Here is a 17,825-nt window from a genome sequence, read left to right on the forward strand (position 1 = left end):
AGACACACAGTATCGCATGGTGTCTTATGTGACGGATCATAGAAGGTGTTTTACACCCAATAGGTCAGACTATAGTAGCCCAAGCAGCACAAGGTATTGTTTAGGGTTTGTAGGACATAAATAACCACAGTTAGCGGTGATACTCATGCCCCCAAACTTGCGAATTACTCAGGCAGTTTGGGAGGGTTTTTGGGTTTAGGTAAGGGCGTTTTGGCATTTTTGGTTTTGTCCTGTTTTTCTGGGGCAGCAGGGTCTATATCTTCGGTCTCGCCAATAGGCGTCATAACCTCTGTGACCTCGCCAATAGGCGTCATAACCTCTGTGACCTCGCCTAAGCTTTCTGCGCTCACCAGTTCAAACTCAGCATCATCAAGTACCACCACTTTTTTGTCAATTGTGGGCGGCTGATCACCGCTATGATCCAGCTTTTGTTGGAACTCATTTTTTTGAGCGGCTTCCTCTAAGCGCTTGGCATCGATACCGACGCCCTCAGGCATGATGCGTACACTTGACAGACGACGCACGGCGAAGTGTTTGGGAAACAGCTTGTTTTTTTGAGTCTTATTGGTATCTTCATGAATCATATAGCCTTGGCTGTCGATTTTGGCATATTTCATCGGCTCAGGACGCGGTAAAAAGAAATCACGGGGCTGTGTAAACAGATGGGTATACATCAGCTTACTTAGCGTCTTCCACTCGACCACTTTAACGCCTTTAGAGCGTAAGGCCACAATCATAGCCAGCGAGAAACTGACCAATAAGTTGGTAATACCGATTAAAACCACCCCAAGTAGTGAAATGATCACCAGACCAAACCCAAAGTCATCGGCTGGAATATTGAACATTCCGTGTGAGAAGTTAGCTGATGCAAAGGCAATATGGCGAATATCAAGCGGCATACCAAAGATAAAGCCGACGGTGGCAGTACTGCCTAAAAACACACCAAATAAGAAGTTACCCATAATGGCGCCTAAGTTGTTTTCAACAAAAACCCCTAAGCGCTCAACTGAGTGTTTTGGCAAAAACTTAAGCAATAACTTATGACGGCTGATACGCTCACCGATATTGTTAAATAAAGCCAAATTGTCATAATAACCAGCGATCAGGCCGGACATAAATAAGAACACCCCAGCGATGGCAGCATGAAAAATAGCCAAGGAATGAAAAGGGTCTAAATCATGCAATAAGTGTTCTGCCTTATCGCCACCAATCATCGGCTCACCACTGACCTGTAGCCAAACAAAGGAGATAATGAGCGCCAGTGGCATGGCAATAAGTACGTTACCCATGATGGCGATAAATTGGGTACGTATGATGTCAACCATCAGCTCTGATAGCTTGGCCAATTGATGCGACTTTTTGCCCGAGCTGTCAGAGATGGTAGAGGCAATAGCGGCTGCGGTCATGGCAGGCTGCTTGGTAGCCACCGTACCGTGAATAATATGAATAAACACGAAGCCGAGGCCGTAAATCATACTGTTCACAAAAGCTCGGCTCATAGGCGCCAAATCTAGGTCGTAAGACAGGATTTTTATGGTGGCCATAAAGGCAATGATAAAGCCCCCAACCGCCGCCATCTTAAACATTTTTTTATAACCGGATTTGTCGGTGCTGATGTAGTGCTCACCGACACGACCCGAATTTTCAGTGATTTTGCGTGACAATAGCTTGGTGTTGTTATTGATTAAATAACCAATGCTGTAGCGGCGTTTGACACTGACGATAATGGCTTGTGCCAGCTCAATGATGGCGCGGTCACGATTTTTGTGATTATCAGCGAGCAGCTCACTTAAGATGCGCATTCTTTTTAGGCTTTGCTCAAGGCGCAGCAGCATATTGGTCAAGCGAATTGAGATACCCGTCTTATAAATACGCTTACGTACCGTACTCACGATATTATCGCACTGCTCAAGCATCACCAATAGTGGGGCAGGGTCAATTTGCTGCCGCGGTGTCACATCTTTGTAGTTGTCTAATTGATGCGCTTCTCGATACTCATTGGCAAACAATACCGCCTCTTGGTTTTGTGCCACAAAGGCAGCAGAATAGTCGAGCATCTGCGGATAGGCCTTCATTAAGTCAGGGTGCAGACCTATGCCACTCACGCGGTAAGATAAAATGACCATGGCATTTAAGATATTGTTTTTTGCGGTGGCAACTAAGTCAGAGTGTGCGTCATCGACCATCACCAAGTCGACCAGCTCATCCCATAGCCGGCTGTCGATGCTGGCAAGCCAACGCTCATCGTGTTTGCCATCGAATAAATAAGCCACAAGCTCAACAATAGAATCATCTTCTGGAAGCAGGGGCACAAAGCGGTGGCCAATTAAGCGCATAAGGCTATTGGAGAAGGTTTGATCTGATAAGATACCGGTATCGGTAAATAGCGACATGCGGTGGTATTTATTTAGTAAGGTCAACACGAATATGGCCAAGCCGTTGGCGTATTCTGGATGCTTACGTAGCAGCTCATTCAGCGCTCGAATCTGCTCATTAATACAGGCTGGGTTGTCTTTATATTCGGTCTCTGATACTCGCAAAGTATCAATTAATCTTTTGAGCACATAAGGCTCAGGGGTGTCGCTTAGTGCATTTATTTTATGCAAAATATCTTTTAATTCTGCCACTTAGTTACCCTTATTCGATCAGATAGTGTGAAGGTATCTTAAAGTCCTAAAAATTACAATAACTTTAATGACATATAGCCCGTCGCAACCCGCTAAATCAACAAAATTATTGCAACTTTTTATTACCAAAAAAACCGCAACACACTACGACAAAAAAGACAGCTACGAGAGCTGTCTTCTTGCTAATTTGAGGGTTAATTATAGCTTATTTTAAGAAAATTAAAGCTGTATTAAATAATTAGCTAATATTTTGTTCAAAATAGTCTAAGTCAAAGTCCATGATAGGATCGCTGCCTGTTTTAACCATCTCAGCATGAGCATGGATACGTGGTAGGATACGGCCGACGAAGTAGGTTGCTAGTTTTAGCTTGTTCGCATAGAACTCACCTTCTTTGTCGTGTGCTGCTTCTACCATCATTGAGAACATAAACGCATAGCATAGGTAGCCCATTGCGTGTAGGTAGTCTACCGCACAACCATTGATTTCACTCTTACGGGTGCTAATATTAGTCAGAACGGTTTTGGTTAGCTCCTCAATGGTGTCTGCTGCATCTAACGTTGCTTGCTTGATTTCGTGATCGGCTTTCATATTAGCAACGAAGTCACGGATTTCAGCCAAGAAGTTCTCTAGGTATTTGCCATTGTTACGGGCAATTTTACGGCCTAATAAGTCTAGGGCCTGAATGCCGTTTGCGCCTTCATAGATTTGAGAGATGCGCGTGTCACGAACGATTTGCTCCATACCCCATTCGCGGATATAACCATGACCGCCGAATACTTGCTGGCTGTCTACTGCCGCTTCGAATGCTTTATCCGTTAAGAATGCTTTAGCAATAGGGGTGAGCAGGGCAACGCGAGCAGCAGCAGCTTGGGCGTTATCAGCATCAACACTGAATTTAGATTCATCTAATTGCTTAGCCACATACATCGCAAAGCAGCGTGATGCTTCAGCGTTTGCACGCGCGTTTAATAGCATACGGCGGACATCTGCATGGTGAATAATAGCATCAGCAGGCTTCTCAGGGCTTTGGATTTGAGTGTCACTACGGCCTTGGCCACGATCTAGAGCATAAGCTGCTGCATTTTGGTAGGCAAGCTCAGTACCACCTAGGCCTTGAAGACCCATGGTGACACGCTCATAGTTCATCATAACGAACATAGAGGCAAGGCCTGTGTTTTCTTCACCAACCATCCAGCCTTTAGCGCCATCAAAGTTCATCACACAAGTGGCTGAGCCTTTGATACCCATTTTGTGTTCGATAGAGCCTGCGGCCAATGCGTTACGCTCACCCAAGCTACCATCTGCATTCACAATGAATTTAGGCACGACGAATAAAGAGATGCCTTTAGACCCTTCTGGGGCATTGGGGGTTTTGGCCAATACTAAGTGGATGATGTTCTCAGTAAGGTCATGCTCACCGCCTGTAATGAAGATTTTGGTACCAGAGATAGCATAGCTGCCATCCTCATTAGGGGTAGCTTTGGTCTTGATGATGCCCAAGTCAGTACCAGCATGCGGCTCAGTTAAGCACATGGTGCCGGCCCATTGGCCTGAGTACATTTTTTCAAGGTAGGTTTGCTTTTGTTCTTCAGAAGCTGATGCTAATAGGCAAAGGGTTGCACCAACAGATAAGTTAGGATAAAGAGCGAAAGCTTGGTTGGTGGTAAAAACCATCTCTTCGGTTAACATGGTTACCATTTTAGGGAAGCCTTGACCGCCGTATTCAGGGTCACCGCCCAGACCAATCCAGCCGGCTTCTGCATACTGCTTAAAAGCATCTTTGAAGCCGGCAGGTGTGGTAACCACGCCATCACCTTGATAAGTAGCACCTTCTTCGTCACCAGTACGGTTTAAAGGGAGCAATACGTTTTTAGACAGCTTAGCCATCTCCTCTAGCACCATGTTGACCGTGTCCATATCAACGTGAGCTAGGTTTTCGTTCGCTTGCCAAAACTTTTCAACGTCAAAAACGTCGTTTAGCATAAAACGCATTTCATCTAAGGGGGGATTATAAATAGCCATAAAAAGTCCTTTAATATTTTTAGAATTGTACTGAGCTAAGTTTAGCTTATAACAAAGCTTGAATACGGTTTGGTCACTTATAGATACAAATTTTTTAGATACAAATTTTTGTACAGTCAGCTTTAACAGACCGACTTTCAAGAGTCGCTGATGTTGTAGTACAGAGAGCAGTACATAGGCTGATACCGATAGGGCGGGCAAAATAAGTGCTACTGTCTCAAGAGTAGCACTTATTGGCCTAGCTATATAGCGGCTATGAGTACCTAATCATAGAAGCAGTTTATTAAAAAACAAACTGATCCACATCCATGCTCATGTAAGGCTCAGCGCCTGACTCGATACGGGCTACGTAAGTGCGAGTGCGTGGTAATAACTTGCTGTAGTAGAAGTGAGCGGTTTTGATTTTCGCATCATAAAAACCGGTTTCTGTGGTGCCATCAGCCAATGCTTTTTGAGACACAGCAACCATACGTGCCCATAAGTAAGCTAGGGTCACATAGCCACTGAAGTACATGTAGTCTACGGCAGCGGCACCTACTGAATCTGGGTTTTTGGTCGCTTGCTCACCGATACGAGCCGTTAATTCAGCCCACTCAGTATTTAGCTTTTCAAGAGGGGCAATGAATTCAGCCATCGCTTCATTGTCTTGATGTTCTTGACAGAATTTATGAATAACTTTGGTAAAGTTGGCCAGCATCTTACCTTGTGAGCCCAATACTTTACGGCCCAATAGGTCTAAAGATTGGATTTCAGTGGTGCCTTCATATAAGCATGCGATACGGGTGTCACGTACGTTTTGCTCCATACCCCATTCACGGATAAAGCCATGACCACCATATACTTGAACGCCATGGTTGGCAGCTTCATAGCCAGTTTCTGTTAAGAATGCTTTGGCAATTGGCGTCAATAAAGACAGCATTTGATCCGCGTACTGCTGCTCTTCGCCTGTGCCTTTGGCCACAGTATCAGCAAACATGGCCAAATAATAAACTAAGGCGCGTCCACCTTCAGCGAAGGCTTTTTCGGTCAATAGCATGTTGCGAACAGCCGGATGCACGATAATAGGATCGGCTACTTTCTCTGGCGCTTTAGCACCAGATAGTGAACGCATGGCCAGACGCTCTTTGGCATATTCTAGCGAGCCTTGGAACGCCACTTCTGATGCAGTCAGACCTTGAACGGCGGTACCGATACGCGCCACGTTCATAAAGGTAAACATACAGTTTAGGCCACGGTTTTCTGGGCCAATTAAGTAACCGGTTGCACCATCGAAGTTCATCACACAGGTGGCAGAAGCTTTGATACCCATTTTGTGTTCAATTGAGCCACAAGTGACTTGGTTGCGCTCCGCTAAGCTACCGTCAGCGTTAACGTTCACTTTTGGTACGATAAATAGTGAGATACCTTTGGTGCCTTCAGGGGCGCCTGGTAAACGGGCCAATACAATATGAATGATGTTATCAGTCATATCATGTTCACCGGCTGAGATGAAGATTTTTTGACCGGTAATGGCATAAGTACCATCGCCTTTAGGTTCTGCTTTTGTACGGATAATACCTAAGTCGGAGCCGGCATGCGCTTCGGTGAGACACATGGTGCCTGACCATTCACCGGTGACCATTTTTTCTAAGTAAATGGCTTTTTGCTCATCCGTACCGTGGTGCTCAAGTGTGGCAATCGCGCCATGAGATAGGCCAGGATACATTGAGAATGACCAGTTGGCTGAGCCCATGATTTCGTTAACCACAGTACCTAAGGAGAACGGCATGCCTTGACCGCCAAACTCTTCTTCAGCAGCAAGCGCTGCAAAGCCTAGCTCACAGTATTGTTTATACGCTTCTTTAAAGCCTTTTGGTGTGGTTACTTCACCATTATTAAACGTACAGCCTTCTTCGTCACCGCTGCGGTTTAAAGGGGCAATTTCGTTTTCAGCAAAGCTGGCAGCAGCTTCAATATAGCTGTCGATAATGTCACGTTCTACCTCTTGATATGGCGCTAAGCTTTGGTAATGTGCAGTGCTGTCTAAAAGCTCATGTAAAACAAACTGCATGTCACGAAGAGGGGCTTTATATTGCATGAGGCTATCCTTAAATGATAATAGTTTGGTTGAAAACCTAGAGGTTTAGACTGAACAAATCATATTGTTTGCACTAACGCTTTGGCTTATCTGACCAGCGGGCACTTAAATAAGTACAGTTGAAGACCGGGTAGGTATATCAATAAAAAATGATTTGGGGTACAAGCTATATAATTTGTTAACTATCAATGTCAGCAAGCCACAGATAGGCAGAGACAAAATTATAAGTAAAGACTATAACTGCTAAATATAAGCTATGGCTATTGCTATCACTGATAAAAACTTTTCAGGTAAAAGATAGATGCTAAGCCGTTATTTTACAAGCAGTTGCACAGACTTATGGGTCACAAAAAATATATTGAATTAGCCATCGAATGGTTTTTACATCCAAAAAAACAGTAAATTCTGTATATAAAAACAGGGGTGAGCACCTGTTTTGACCCCGTCTTATTAAGCGGCGAGGCCAAATGCAGCAATGAAATATAGAAGTGTCAGGATAGGGATAAGGCGCGATAATGAGCAGTAAGACTGAGCAGAAGTGACAAAGAAAACCAATAGAGCTGTGATAAATAGGCCACTATTGTCGAAGCGACAGCAAGTCACTTAAATTTAGCTCTGGAATTTAGCTTTGGAATTTAGCTCTGCAAGTTAGTTCTGGGCGGCGTTGGTACTGATGTACATCAACGTGGCCAGTGCCACCACAGGAGCAGTCTCGGTGCGTAGGACACGGTTGCCCAGCTGCCACGGCAAGTAGCCGGTATTGCGTGCCAATTGATATTCAGCCTCAGATAAGCCGCCTTCTGCGCCAATGAGAATGTCAAAGCGGGGGAGGTAGGCTGCCGTAGAGTCAGGGTTAGTGCCCTTTATGTTAGCCGAGGCAAAGTGATCGGTTATTTGAGCGTTAATATCTAGGGTTTGTTGTTCTTGTTGACTGGGCACCGCCAATACCAAAGGTAGGATAGGCTGCTGTAAATACGACTGATAATAGTCTGCGTCATATAAGTGCTGCACCATGTGATGTACCGCACCCATCTCACCTTGAAGCCACTGCTCAATACTCAGTGGAGACAGGATTAAGGTGGGGCGATTGAGCCGGCACTGCTCACTGGCGGATAATGCCACTTGCTGCCAGTGACTGAGTTTTTTGTCCACCTGATTGGCTTTGAGGCGTACTTCGCCATGCTGGCTGGTCAGTAGCTGAATGGTGGTCGCCCCAAGTTCAGTGGCTTTTTGAATGGCATAATCCATTCTATCCCCACGGCTCATGACCAAGGCTATGGTGCTATGATAGTTGCAAGTATTTTCAGCAGTATCTTGATGGATAATCTTGACCGTGGCTGATTTTTTATCAATGCTTTCAAGCTCAACCAAGCTTTGACCACCAAGCCCGTCAAATATCCAGCTTTGCTCACCAACTTTGGCACGTAGCACTCGGCACCAATGGTGATAAATGTCATCGGTTAAGCGTAGTGAGTCGCCTAACGGCCGTTGATGCAAGGCCTCAATAGATGCGGTATGGTGCAAGCTTGAGTTGTAAAAAAAACGACGCATTTGATTAAGCCTGTGTGCTGACAGAAGATAGCCCTAAAGATTCAACGAGACGCTTATTGGGTTCCACTCGGTTCATACTATAAAAATGAAGGGCAGGTACGCCTTCAGAGATTAAGGTTTCGCATAAGCGGTGTACCACCTCAAAGCCAAATTCACGAATGGCCTTGCGGTCATCGCCATAGTCAGCCAATTGCTTACGAATATAGCGAGGGATATCAGCGCCGCAGCTGTCAGCAAAGCGAATCAGACTGCTGGCGTTAATGATGGGCATGATGCCGGCCACAAGGTTGTGTTTGTCAGTATCTACGCCGCGCTTTTCTAGCGCATCACGTAGGTATAAATAGCTCTCAGCGTTATAAAAAAACTGAGTAATGGCTGAGTTTGCGCCTGCATTGAATTTATTCACCAAGTTTTGAATGTCAAAGTCGAAGCTTTTGGCTTGAGGATGCATTTCGGGATAAGCGGCAACTTCAATATGAAAATGGTCAGCACTGTGCTCACGGATATGACGCACTAAGTCTACTGCAAAAGGCAGCTCACCCATGCCCACTTGGCCAGAAGGCAAATCACCGCGTAGCGCAACCATACGGTTGATGCCGATGGATTTATAGAAGTCTAATAACTCTGAGATCTGTACTTTGTCATCACCAATACAGGAGATATGCGGGGCAATAGGCGTGTTGGCGCGATTTTGTAGCGTCTCTACGATACCTAAGGTACGGTTACGCGTGGTACCGCCAGCACCATAGGTGACTGAAAAGTAACTGGGCGCCAATTCATTTAAAGCATCAAAAGTTTGGCAGAGCTTTTCTACGCCCTCACTGGTCTTGGTGGGGAAAAACTCAAACGAGAATCTTGGCTTATTCATGTCCTGTCCTTGATAAAAAATATACAGCGCCTTAATAAAATAAAGAGGGCCTTAATAAGAGGCTGAGAAATTATTCATTTCTCAGCCCTTAATGTAACCCGTCTATTGTCTAACGCTAAATACTAAAAAGGTTTAAGGTTAGTACTTATAGTCATCAGCTTTAAATGGACCTTCAACCGGCACACCTAGATACTCTGCTTGCTCTGGGGTTAGTTGGGTCATAACGCCATTGAAGCCAGCTACCATAGCGGCGGCTACTTCCTCATCAAGTTTTTTTGGTAATACTTTTACGTATAGACCCTTAGCACGCTCATCAGCGGGTAGCTCAGAGAATTTTTCTTGGTGTAAGTACATTTGAGCCAAGACTTGGTTGGCAAATGAGCCATCCATGACACGTGATGGGTGACCGGTGGCGTTACCTAGGTTTACTAGGCGGCCTTCTGCCAATAAGATGAGGTAATCGCTTTGATCTTCTGAGCGATACACTTGGTGAACTTGTGGTTTGATTTCTACCCAGTTCCAAGTATCACGCATGAACTGAGTGTCAATTTCAGTGTCGAAATGACCGATATTACAGACCACAGCGCCTGATTTTAGAGCAGCAAGCATGTGCTTATCACACACATGGTAGTTACCTGTCGTGGTGACAATAAGGTCGGTATCTTGTAATAGGCGAGTATTGATGCCTTCTGCTGAATCAGTATTTTTACCATCAATATAGGGAGATACTAACTCATAGCCGTCCATACAGGCCTGCATAGCACAGATAGGGTCTACTTCTGAGACACGTACAATCATGCCTTCTTGACGTAAGCTTTGCGCTGAGCCTTTACCCACATCGCCATAGCCGATAACCAGAGCACGACGGCCGGCAAGTAACATATCAGTGGCACGTTTGATGGCATCGTTTAAGCTATGACGGCAACCATATTTGTTGTCGTTTTTAGACTTAGTAACCGCATCGTTTACGTTAATGGCAGGTACTTTTAGAGTGCCTTTATTAAGCATATCGATTAGGCGATGTACCCCAGTGGTGGTCTCTTCTGAGATACCATTGATGGTCTCAAGCATTTGTGGGTAATCATTGTGAATCAGCGCTGTTAGGTCACCGCCATCATCTAAGATTAAGTTGGCATCCCAAAGCTGGCCGCTGTCTTCACCGCCGACAAATAATTGTTGACGTAAGCACCACTCATACTCTTCTTCAGTTTCGCCTTTCCAAGCGAATACCGGTACGCCGCTGGCCGCAATAGCCGCTGCTGCATGGTCTTGAGTTGAGAAGATGTTACATGATGTCCAGCGTACTTCAGCACCTAGAGCGACTAAAGTTTCGATCAGTACGGCGGTTTGGATGGTCATATGAATACAACCAAGAATCTTGGCACCTGCTAGAGGCTGTGCTTCGCTGTAGCGCTTGCGTAGGCCCATTAAGGCTGGCATTTCAGCTTCAGCTAAAGCAATCTCAAGGCGGCCGTAATCGGCTAGGCTGATATCGGCGACTTTATAGTCGTGGAAGTTTTCTAAATTGGTTTTTGAATCGACGTTAGACACTGCGTCCATCTCGAGCTCCTTGGTAGAAAATAAAAAAATTAAGGGGAAGAAAACGCAGGTGTCGTTGTTTGCCAATAGCAACCAAAGCGTATGAATTTAGTAAAATCAGCTTAATCTATTGCGAACGCAGGGTCAGCAGCAGAGTACTGGTTTATCAATTCAATCTATTTTTGTAACGCTATTTAATAAGGGCTAACCGAGCCTGACAGTAAAGCTTAACCAACAATAAAATACATGCTATACTATATTGCTTGATTTTGCTGAACCGACGCAACACCTCTCGGCAGCTGCCTATTGTAATGGAAATGAGGCTCAAAGTCATCTGCTGTGTTAGCATTAATGATGTGCCTTGAGCGTGATTTATTTTCAATAAAGAGCATCCAATTAGGCGTCAAGATAAGTAGGTTCACTTACAAACTTTAAGTAAAAATTACAGAATCCCTATTAAAAGGTAACTTTTGGGGGATGACTTTAATTGTAAAAAAGTGTTTAATAGGCGCATATTGATACGAAAACCTCAATAGGGTGTCTCATGGACGAGCAACTTAAGTGATTTATATAGAACTGTGCATTGTATTTAAATTTGATATTTGAATTTGATATTTGAATTTGCACAGATCCAATATAGATGATGGCTTAAGTTGCTTTTTAGATTGTGGCCTCTTAATTTACGGTTCATTTAAGTTTATACTTTGGAGATGTTATGAAACTTTTTAAATTAACAGCAATCACTGCTGCAGTACTAGGTTCATCAGTAGCTATGGCTGCTAACACGGTTGTTGTTGACAACACTCAAGCTGGTAACGACGTCGTAGTAGTTACTGATGCGCAACCAGTTGGTTATCAGTATGACCAAAACGCTGGTGTTATCGCTAACACGACAGGCGCTTTAGTAGGTACTGGCAAAACTTTATTCAACACTGCAGTTCATCCAGCTGCTGTAAGTGCTGAGATTGGTACTTTAGGTTACGGTGCTAACATCGCTTGGGGTCTAAACGAAACTACTGAACTAACTGCAGGTTGGAACGGTTACAACGACGACGGTACTAAAGACTTAGACGCTAGCGATTCTTGGATCAACTGGGGTAAAGTATTAGGCGACGGTTGGGGTAACTTCGAAGGCGATATGAGATATGATATCGACGCTAGCAACCCATACATCGGTGTAAACTTACGTCCATGGGCTACTAACTTCACAGTGGGTACTGGTATCTTAGTTCCTGATAATAAAATTAAAGCTTCTTTAACTCCTACTGGTGATAGCGCACGAGTTAAAATTGATGGTGAATCGTTCACCATCAATAATGGTGAAACTGTTGATGTTAAAATTGAAAACAAAAACAAACTTGCTCCATACTTAACTGTTGGCTACCGTCCAAATATCAACCAAAACTGGGGTCTATTCGGCGAGCTAGGCGCAGCTTACATGGGTAAAATGAAAGCTGACGTTAAATCTAGTGCTGGTGATGTAGCGTTAGAAGAAGCCGCTAAGAAAGAAATCGAAGATGACAACATCTGGTACCCAATCGTTAAAGCTGGTGTAACTTACCGCTTCTAATAATTGCTTATCTTATGGCGATAAAAAAACGACCTCTCGGGGTCGTTTTTTTATGCTTGTTATTTATTAAAGCCTTTAATTTATTAACGTTATGAGACCGAACCCATATCATATACCACCGCCCAAGCATGTCTTGGATGATATAGGTATTGCCGGCTAGACTCGATAGAGTTGTTACTGGCGTGGTGAACACTTGCTAGAGACAAGGCGTTGGGCTGACGTGCCATATCTATTAAAGCTTGAGCTGGCAATAATAAGTCAACGCCTAAAGCGTGCATGAGATTTGCGGTTGTGGCACTGGCCGCCACTTGGTATTTGCCGTGAGCCTCTTTTAGCATCCATAATAGATTTAGCGCTTGCTGCTGCTCAGTGATCGGTAACTGCTGCAGCCAGCTTTGCTCATCGTGTGAAAAAAATCTTTGACTAATCTTGGTGGGTATGGGGTTTTGTTCGATATCTATGCCGATAGCCCCTACAGTACTTAGTGCACAAGCCACCGTATTTTGAGAATGAGAAAAGCTTACGGTATGGCCTAAAGGCTGCAGCCGATAAGGATAGCGTGACTCATCTAAGCTGAGCTTTGTATTTAAGGCGGTTTGAGGAGGGATAGCACCACGGTTATTTATGATATCTAAGTTGCAAGTAGCGGTAGTTTGCCTATCTATCTTGTTATTGACACATTCATTAGCAATAGGCAATTGGTTAAGTAGCTTATTAAACAGCTGACGCACCGCCTGTTTTTGTAGCGTATGTAAGGTGATCTTTTCAGAGGGCTTTGATAGATGGTTATAAGAGGCGCTTGAGAGTGTCGCATCAAAAAAAGAGCTGGCTATCCAGACACAGGCTTTTTTATCATCGACTGCGCAAGGCTGGCCTTGGGGATTAATGCCCCAAAATTGTGTGTCATATAAGGCTAAGCTCGGTTTGTCATAAAAGGTATTAGATGGCATTAATTTAAACTGTCTTATCTTATTTATAAAAAAGGTGGGATAGCGGATACGAAGTTCTGTAGCTGTCAATAAACATAAACCCAGCAAAAGCTGGGTTTATGTTTATTGACCACTGTAACGGCTAAGTGACTTGCTTAGTTGTTTATTTGGTTACTTAGTTATTTGGTCATTTATTTACTTACTTACTGGTTACCGGCTAGGCTGCTAACTGAATAAGTGACAGTGACTAGCGGGGTTCTTAGCTTAGTAAGACAGCTCAGCACGGCGGTTTTGGCTGTAAGAGGCTTCATCAGAGCCTGCAGCCACAGGACGATCTTCGCCGTAACTGATGGTTTCAACGCGTGCATCCATAATGCCTTTTGAAGCTAAGTAGCTTCTAACGGCTTGTGCACGGCGCTCACCCAAAGCGTGGTTGTATTCGCTACTGCCGCGCTCATCGGTATGGCCTGCGACCAATACTCTGGCATCTGGATGGCTTGATAAGAAAGCGACTTGCTCATCTAAGATATTGGCCGCTTCTGCATCAATGTCGTAGCTGTCAAAAGCAAAGCGTACGACGCTACGCAAGTTTTGAGCATCGGCTTGGACTTGTTCCGAGTTGGTGACCAGTGGCCCAGTTTGATAAGCAGCGTTACCAGGTACAGCCATAGGCGCTACCACGAACTCTGAAGTGTTAGACTTGCTGGCACAGCCGGTGGTAACCAATAGGGCGGCAGACACTAGGCTAATGGCTGAAATTTTAAGCGTTGAATACATATTTTTTCCTCAGATTACTCAAAATGGGGCACTAAACATAGCCTGCTATGATTTAAGGCCACTCATTGCGTTAGTTATTAAATCGTTGCACACCTAATTTTTAAATACTCATTTTTTCACATACTCATAGGTACTGGCAATGGCATCACTGCCGTTAAGTCATGATTTATGAGTGTTTGGTAGCTTGAATAAGCCTATATTTCGTTATTGCAAATATAGCACATTTCACAGAAGATGTTATTTTATGTAAGTAGTCTTACTGTAAAGTGATATTAGACAGATTAGAATAGTGACAAAGTTTAATAAAGATAACAAGCATTTTATAGCAGTGCGGGATGATTCGCTACGCAATTCTTCTCATTATCCGTATTAGGCCTGCTTTACCAGCGGTATTTGTCAAAGTTTTCTGGGTTGGCCCAGAATCTGGCATTTAGCCAATCCGGCTGGCGTTTGTAATCATACAAATTAAATTGCCAGCAGTGGCTATAACAGTCATCGGACTCAGTGATAGGCAGTAAGGTATAGCCTAAATCATTAAGGCTAAACTTATCAGTAACACCATCAGATTTATCCGGCCCACCACAGTGGCCGCTGACGGCCAAAAACAGCAAGCTTTGTTCAGCAAACAAATCTCTTAATCGAGTGGCGATGAGTTTTAGGGTATCGGTGTCTAGAGGGGTTAATGGCTGCAATGGCTGATTGTCAATTAAACTCCCCTCAATAAAACAGCCCAAATCATAGCGCTTATTAAAGTTAATTTGTATAAAGTCTTGGGGACTATGGGTGGTAATAGCCAAACCAAGCTTATCTTTAAATCCTGTCTCAAGTGCTTTAGCCACAGACTTGGTATGATCAGTGGTGCTGATTAATAAAAGCTCAAAACCAGCTGCGGGTTTGTTTGAGGCGTTATCACTATCGACGCTCTGCTGCTCAACTAAATGGGTAATGATTTGAGCGATATGCTGGGTCAAAGCTTCGAGCTGGGAAGTTGGGGCTGACATCATAAAAACTCTTTAAAACCTTTTAAAAACTTGGGGAGGGTGGCCGCAGTCTATTACAATAAGCTTGAAAATATGCTGAGTGTTACAATATAAGCCTTATGGCTATAAATGCAACGCTTAACTGTGGCTTGCTAAGTATTCAATGACCGATTACATCGCATTGAACAGTCAACAATCCCTGCCTCTTGATCATTGCAATTAAAAAAAAGAGAACCTTATGAGTAGTAGTGTCAACAAGATTTATCTCAAAGACTATACCCCGCCAAGCTTCGCTGTGGATTCTGTACACTTAAATATTAAGCTGTTTGAGGATCATGCCACTGTAGACAGTGTGCTGAATATGAGTCGCCAACACCAAGGTGATTTGGTTTTATTTGGTCAAAATATGAGCTTAACGGCCATTAGTATTAATGATCAGCCATTGCAGCCATCAGAGTATCAGTTAGATGATACCCAACTGGTGATTGCCAATGCGCCGGATACCGCTGTGGTTAAGATAAGCGTTCGTCATCAACCACAAAAAAACACCGAGCTTGAAGGCTTGTATATTGCCGGCGAGGGCGATGATGTGATGTTCGTGACTCAGTGTGAGCCTGAAGGATTTCGCAAAATTACTTATTACCCTGACCGCCCTGATGTGCTGTCGGTATTTACCACTCGATTGGAGGCGGACAAAAAGTTCCCCACCTTACTGGCTAACGGCGACTTAATTGAGTCAGGTGAGGTGGCAGAGGACAGCTCGCGTCACTATGCCGTTTGGCATGATACCAGCAAAAAGCCAAGCTATTTATTTGCCTGTGTGTTTGCTGACTTAGCAGTATTAGAAGACCGCTATACCACCATCGAAGACCGTGAAGTCAAGCTTGAGATTTATGCCAAAGCACATGATATCGATAAATGTCATGTGGCGATGCAGGCATTAAAAGACTCTATGCAGTGGGATGAAGAAAACTACGGCCGAGCGTATGATTTAGACCGCTATATGATTGTTGCGGTGAGTCAGTTCAATATGGGCGCGATGGAGAATAAAGGTCTAAACATCTTTAACACCTCTTGTGTGCTGTCGAGTCCTGAGACGACCACAGATGCGCGCAGTTTTAGCGTGAAATCGATTATTGCGCATGAGTATTTCCATAACTGGACCGGCAACCGAGTCACTTGCCGAGATTGGTTCCAATTGTGTTTAAAAGAGGGCTTGACCGTCTTTCGCGATCAGTCATTCTCAGCAGATCATCAGTCGCCAGCAGTGCAGCGTATCGATGATGTGTCTATGTTGCGTGCCCATCAGTTCAGTGAAGATGCAGGCCCACTGGCGCATCCGCCTCGTCCGAGCAGCTTTGTTGAGATTAATAATTTTTATACGTCAACTGTGTACGAAAAAGGCGCTGAAGTGGTGCGTATGTTGGCCAATACCTTAGGTGAAAAATACCGTCAGGGTACAGATACTTACTTTGAGCGTTATGATGGTCAAGCAGTGACTGTTGAGGACTGGCTATCGGCGTTAAGCGCACAAGGTAAATCGGTTGAGCACTTTATCGACTGGTACACCCAGCCCGGCACTCCTGAGGTGAGTGGCCATCAAAATTATCAATACGATGAGCAGACCCAACTGGGCAAGCTGACCGTTAGCCTCTCGCAGAAGACTCGTCAAGTAGAGGGGTACGACGCCCCAAAAGCTTTGCCGATTCCTATCAACGCTGCGGTGTTTGATAAACGCACGGGCGCCATCATTGCAGAGCGTCTCTTGATGCTCGATGAGGACAGCCAGCAGTTTGTGTTTGACAACCTAGCTACGGTGGATGGCACTGAGCCTGTCTTATCATTACTGCGTGACTTTAGTGCACCGGTACAAATGCGCTTTGAGCACAGTGACGAGGATTTGGCCTTCTTGTTGGCCCATGAAACCAATGGCTTTAACCAGTGGCAAAGTGCTCAGGCATTGGTCAATCAGATTTTATTGAATCAAAAAGACCCTGCGATTTATCTGGAGGCGGTGAAAAAGGCCTTTTTAAGCTTGGCTCAGACTGATGCCATGCTGGCGGCAAGAATTTTGGATATTCCTGCTGAGCGTGAGCTTGCCACCGCGGTCAATACCAACTATAAGCCTGAGCAAATGAAACAAAAATGGCAAGGCTTAAAGCAGCAATTGGCTGATATTCTGAAGGCGCAGTGGACACAGATTTATGAGCAGCTGCCTATTACGCAGTACCAAGATACGCCAGAGGCGCGTGGCCAACGGGCACTACGTAATGTGGTGCTGGATATGGCACTTACCGCAGGTATAGATGAGGCCCATGACTGGGCAAAAGCTCAGTATGATAATGCACGCTGTATGACCGAACGCTTGGGTGCCCTAAGTGCGATGGTCAATCACCAGCACCCTGATAAAGCTGAGATGTTAGCCGACTTTTATCAGCGTTTTAATCAAGAAGCCTTGGTGATGGACTTGTGGTTTAGCGTACAGGCCAGTGATGACAATGCCAGTGTGGCAGAAGTTGCCGCCTTGATTGAGCGTAAGGACTTTGACTGGGGTACGCCCAATAGAATTCGTGCTGTGGTAGGTAGCTTTGCCGCTCAGCCGACCAAGCTATGGACGCCGCAAGGGGTGCAGCTATATATCTCTGTCGTTAGAAAGCTTGATGAGACAAACCCAGTATTGGCTTCTCGTCTATTACAAGCTTTATCGCGTTGGTACACCCTCGCTGAGCCGATGCGTGAGCAAGCCAAGCAGCAGCTACAGCAGCTTAGCAGCCAGATCAAATCTAAGAATGTCACCGAAAGTTTGCAGACCTTACTTAAGGCCGGCTAGAGCAGCATCATACACGCTGTTATGTGTCATTTATCGTTATCTGCAAATAAAAAC

The 17,825-nt window shown here is 44.7% G+C and carries 11 protein-coding genes; 2 read left to right on the forward strand and 9 right to left on the reverse strand.

Going from position 1 to position 17,825, the window contains the following annotated elements:
- Positions 1 to 164: 164 nt before the first annotated feature.
- The 6 genes from DLE54_RS04595 to ahcY all read right to left on the reverse strand — a co-directional run bounded on the left by DLE54_RS04595 (position 165) and on the right by ahcY (position 10,706).
- Positions 165 to 2,627 carry a site-specific recombinase gene (locus DLE54_RS04595; RefSeq protein WP_110816405.1) on the reverse strand — a complete coding sequence of 821 codons (2,463 nt, stop codon included), beginning with the start codon at positions 2,625 to 2,627 and terminating at the stop codon, positions 165 to 167.
- 238 nt (positions 2,628 to 2,865) lie between these two features.
- Positions 2,866 to 4,650: an acyl-CoA dehydrogenase C-terminal domain-containing protein gene (locus DLE54_RS04600; RefSeq protein WP_110817303.1), complete on the reverse strand. Its 1,785-nt coding sequence runs from the start codon at positions 4,648 to 4,650 to the stop codon at positions 2,866 to 2,868.
- A gap of 283 nt (positions 4,651 to 4,933) precedes the next feature.
- The gene (locus DLE54_RS04605; RefSeq protein WP_110816406.1) at positions 4,934 to 6,727 is read right to left on the reverse strand and encodes an acyl-CoA dehydrogenase C-terminal domain-containing protein; all 1,794 of its coding nucleotides are present in this window, start codon (positions 6,725 to 6,727) and stop codon (positions 4,934 to 4,936) included.
- Positions 6,728 to 7,375: 648 nt separating this feature from the next.
- On the reverse strand, positions 7,376 to 8,278 hold the full coding sequence (locus DLE54_RS04610) for a 16S rRNA (uracil(1498)-N(3))-methyltransferase (protein ID WP_110816407.1): 903 nt from the start codon (positions 8,276 to 8,278) through the stop codon (positions 7,376 to 7,378).
- 4 nt (positions 8,279 to 8,282) lie between these two features.
- Positions 8,283 to 9,146, reverse strand: a complete 864-nt coding sequence (locus tag DLE54_RS04615) for a methylenetetrahydrofolate reductase (protein WP_110816408.1) — start codon at positions 9,144 to 9,146, stop codon at positions 8,283 to 8,285.
- Between the two features lie 138 nt (positions 9,147 to 9,284).
- Positions 9,285 to 10,706 (reverse strand): adenosylhomocysteinase, encoded by a 1,422-nt coding sequence (gene ahcY / locus DLE54_RS04620; RefSeq protein WP_110816409.1) that lies wholly within the window; start codon positions 10,704 to 10,706, stop codon positions 9,285 to 9,287.
- A 694-nt stretch (positions 10,707 to 11,400) separates the two neighbouring features.
- On the opposite strand from ahcY, the gene DLE54_RS04625 reads away from it, so the two are divergent.
- A complete protein-coding gene (locus tag DLE54_RS04625; RefSeq protein ID WP_110816410.1) occupies positions 11,401 to 12,255 on the forward strand; it encodes a hypothetical protein in 855 nt (284 codons plus the stop codon).
- An 89-nt stretch (positions 12,256 to 12,344) separates the two neighbouring features.
- Here DLE54_RS04625 and DLE54_RS04630 read toward each other — a convergent pair whose 3' ends face one another.
- From DLE54_RS04630 to DLE54_RS04640, 3 genes are all read right to left on the reverse strand, one after another.
- On the reverse strand, positions 12,345 to 13,205 hold the full coding sequence (locus tag DLE54_RS04630) for a 4'-phosphopantetheinyl transferase family protein (protein ID WP_110816411.1): 861 nt from the start codon (positions 13,203 to 13,205) through the stop codon (positions 12,345 to 12,347).
- Between the two features lie 243 nt (positions 13,206 to 13,448).
- Positions 13,449 to 13,961: a peptidoglycan-associated lipoprotein Pal gene (gene pal, locus DLE54_RS04635; protein ID WP_110816412.1), complete on the reverse strand. Its 513-nt coding sequence runs from the start codon at positions 13,959 to 13,961 to the stop codon at positions 13,449 to 13,451.
- Between the two features lie 380 nt (positions 13,962 to 14,341).
- A complete protein-coding gene (locus tag DLE54_RS04640; protein WP_110816413.1) occupies positions 14,342 to 14,965 on the reverse strand; it encodes a DUF6231 family protein in 624 nt (207 codons plus the stop codon).
- Between the two features lie 214 nt (positions 14,966 to 15,179).
- Between DLE54_RS04640 and pepN the strand changes: the two genes are divergently transcribed.
- Positions 15,180 to 17,771, forward strand: a complete 2,592-nt coding sequence (gene pepN / locus DLE54_RS04645; protein WP_110816414.1) for an aminopeptidase N — start codon at positions 15,180 to 15,182, stop codon at positions 17,769 to 17,771.
- Positions 17,772 to 17,825: the final 54 nt, after the last annotated feature.

The sequence above is a fragment of the Psychrobacter sp. YP14 genome (genome assembly GCF_003209315.1).
Classification (GTDB): Bacteria; Pseudomonadota; Gammaproteobacteria; order Pseudomonadales; family Moraxellaceae; genus Psychrobacter; species Psychrobacter raelei.

Coding starts and splice junctions, on each gene's coding strand:
- DLE54_RS04605 (WP_110816406.1), bottom strand. CDS start 6,727: ATGCAATATAAAGCCCCTCTTCGTGACATGCAGTTTGTTTTACATGAG.
- DLE54_RS04630 (WP_110816411.1), bottom strand. CDS start 13,205: ATGCCATCTAATACCTTTTATGACAAACCGAGCTTAGCCTTATATGAC.
- DLE54_RS04615 (WP_110816408.1), bottom strand. CDS start 9,146: ATGAATAAGCCAAGATTCTCGTTTGAGTTTTTCCCCACCAAGACCAGT.
- DLE54_RS04610 (WP_110816407.1), bottom strand. CDS start 8,278: ATGCGTCGTTTTTTTTACAACTCAAGCTTGCACCATACCGCATCTATT.
- ahcY (WP_110816409.1), bottom strand. CDS start 10,706: ATGGACGCAGTGTCTAACGTCGATTCAAAAACCAATTTAGAAAACTTC.
- pepN (WP_110816414.1), top strand. CDS start 15,180: ATGAGTAGTAGTGTCAACAAGATTTATCTCAAAGACTATACCCCGCCA.
- DLE54_RS04640 (WP_110816413.1), bottom strand. CDS start 14,965: ATGATGTCAGCCCCAACTTCCCAGCTCGAAGCTTTGACCCAGCATATC.
- DLE54_RS04625 (WP_110816410.1), top strand. CDS start 11,401: ATGAAACTTTTTAAATTAACAGCAATCACTGCTGCAGTACTAGGTTCA.
- DLE54_RS04600 (WP_110817303.1), bottom strand. CDS start 4,650: ATGGCTATTTATAATCCCCCCTTAGATGAAATGCGTTTTATGCTAAAC.
- pal (WP_110816412.1), bottom strand. CDS start 13,961: ATGTATTCAACGCTTAAAATTTCAGCCATTAGCCTAGTGTCTGCCGCC.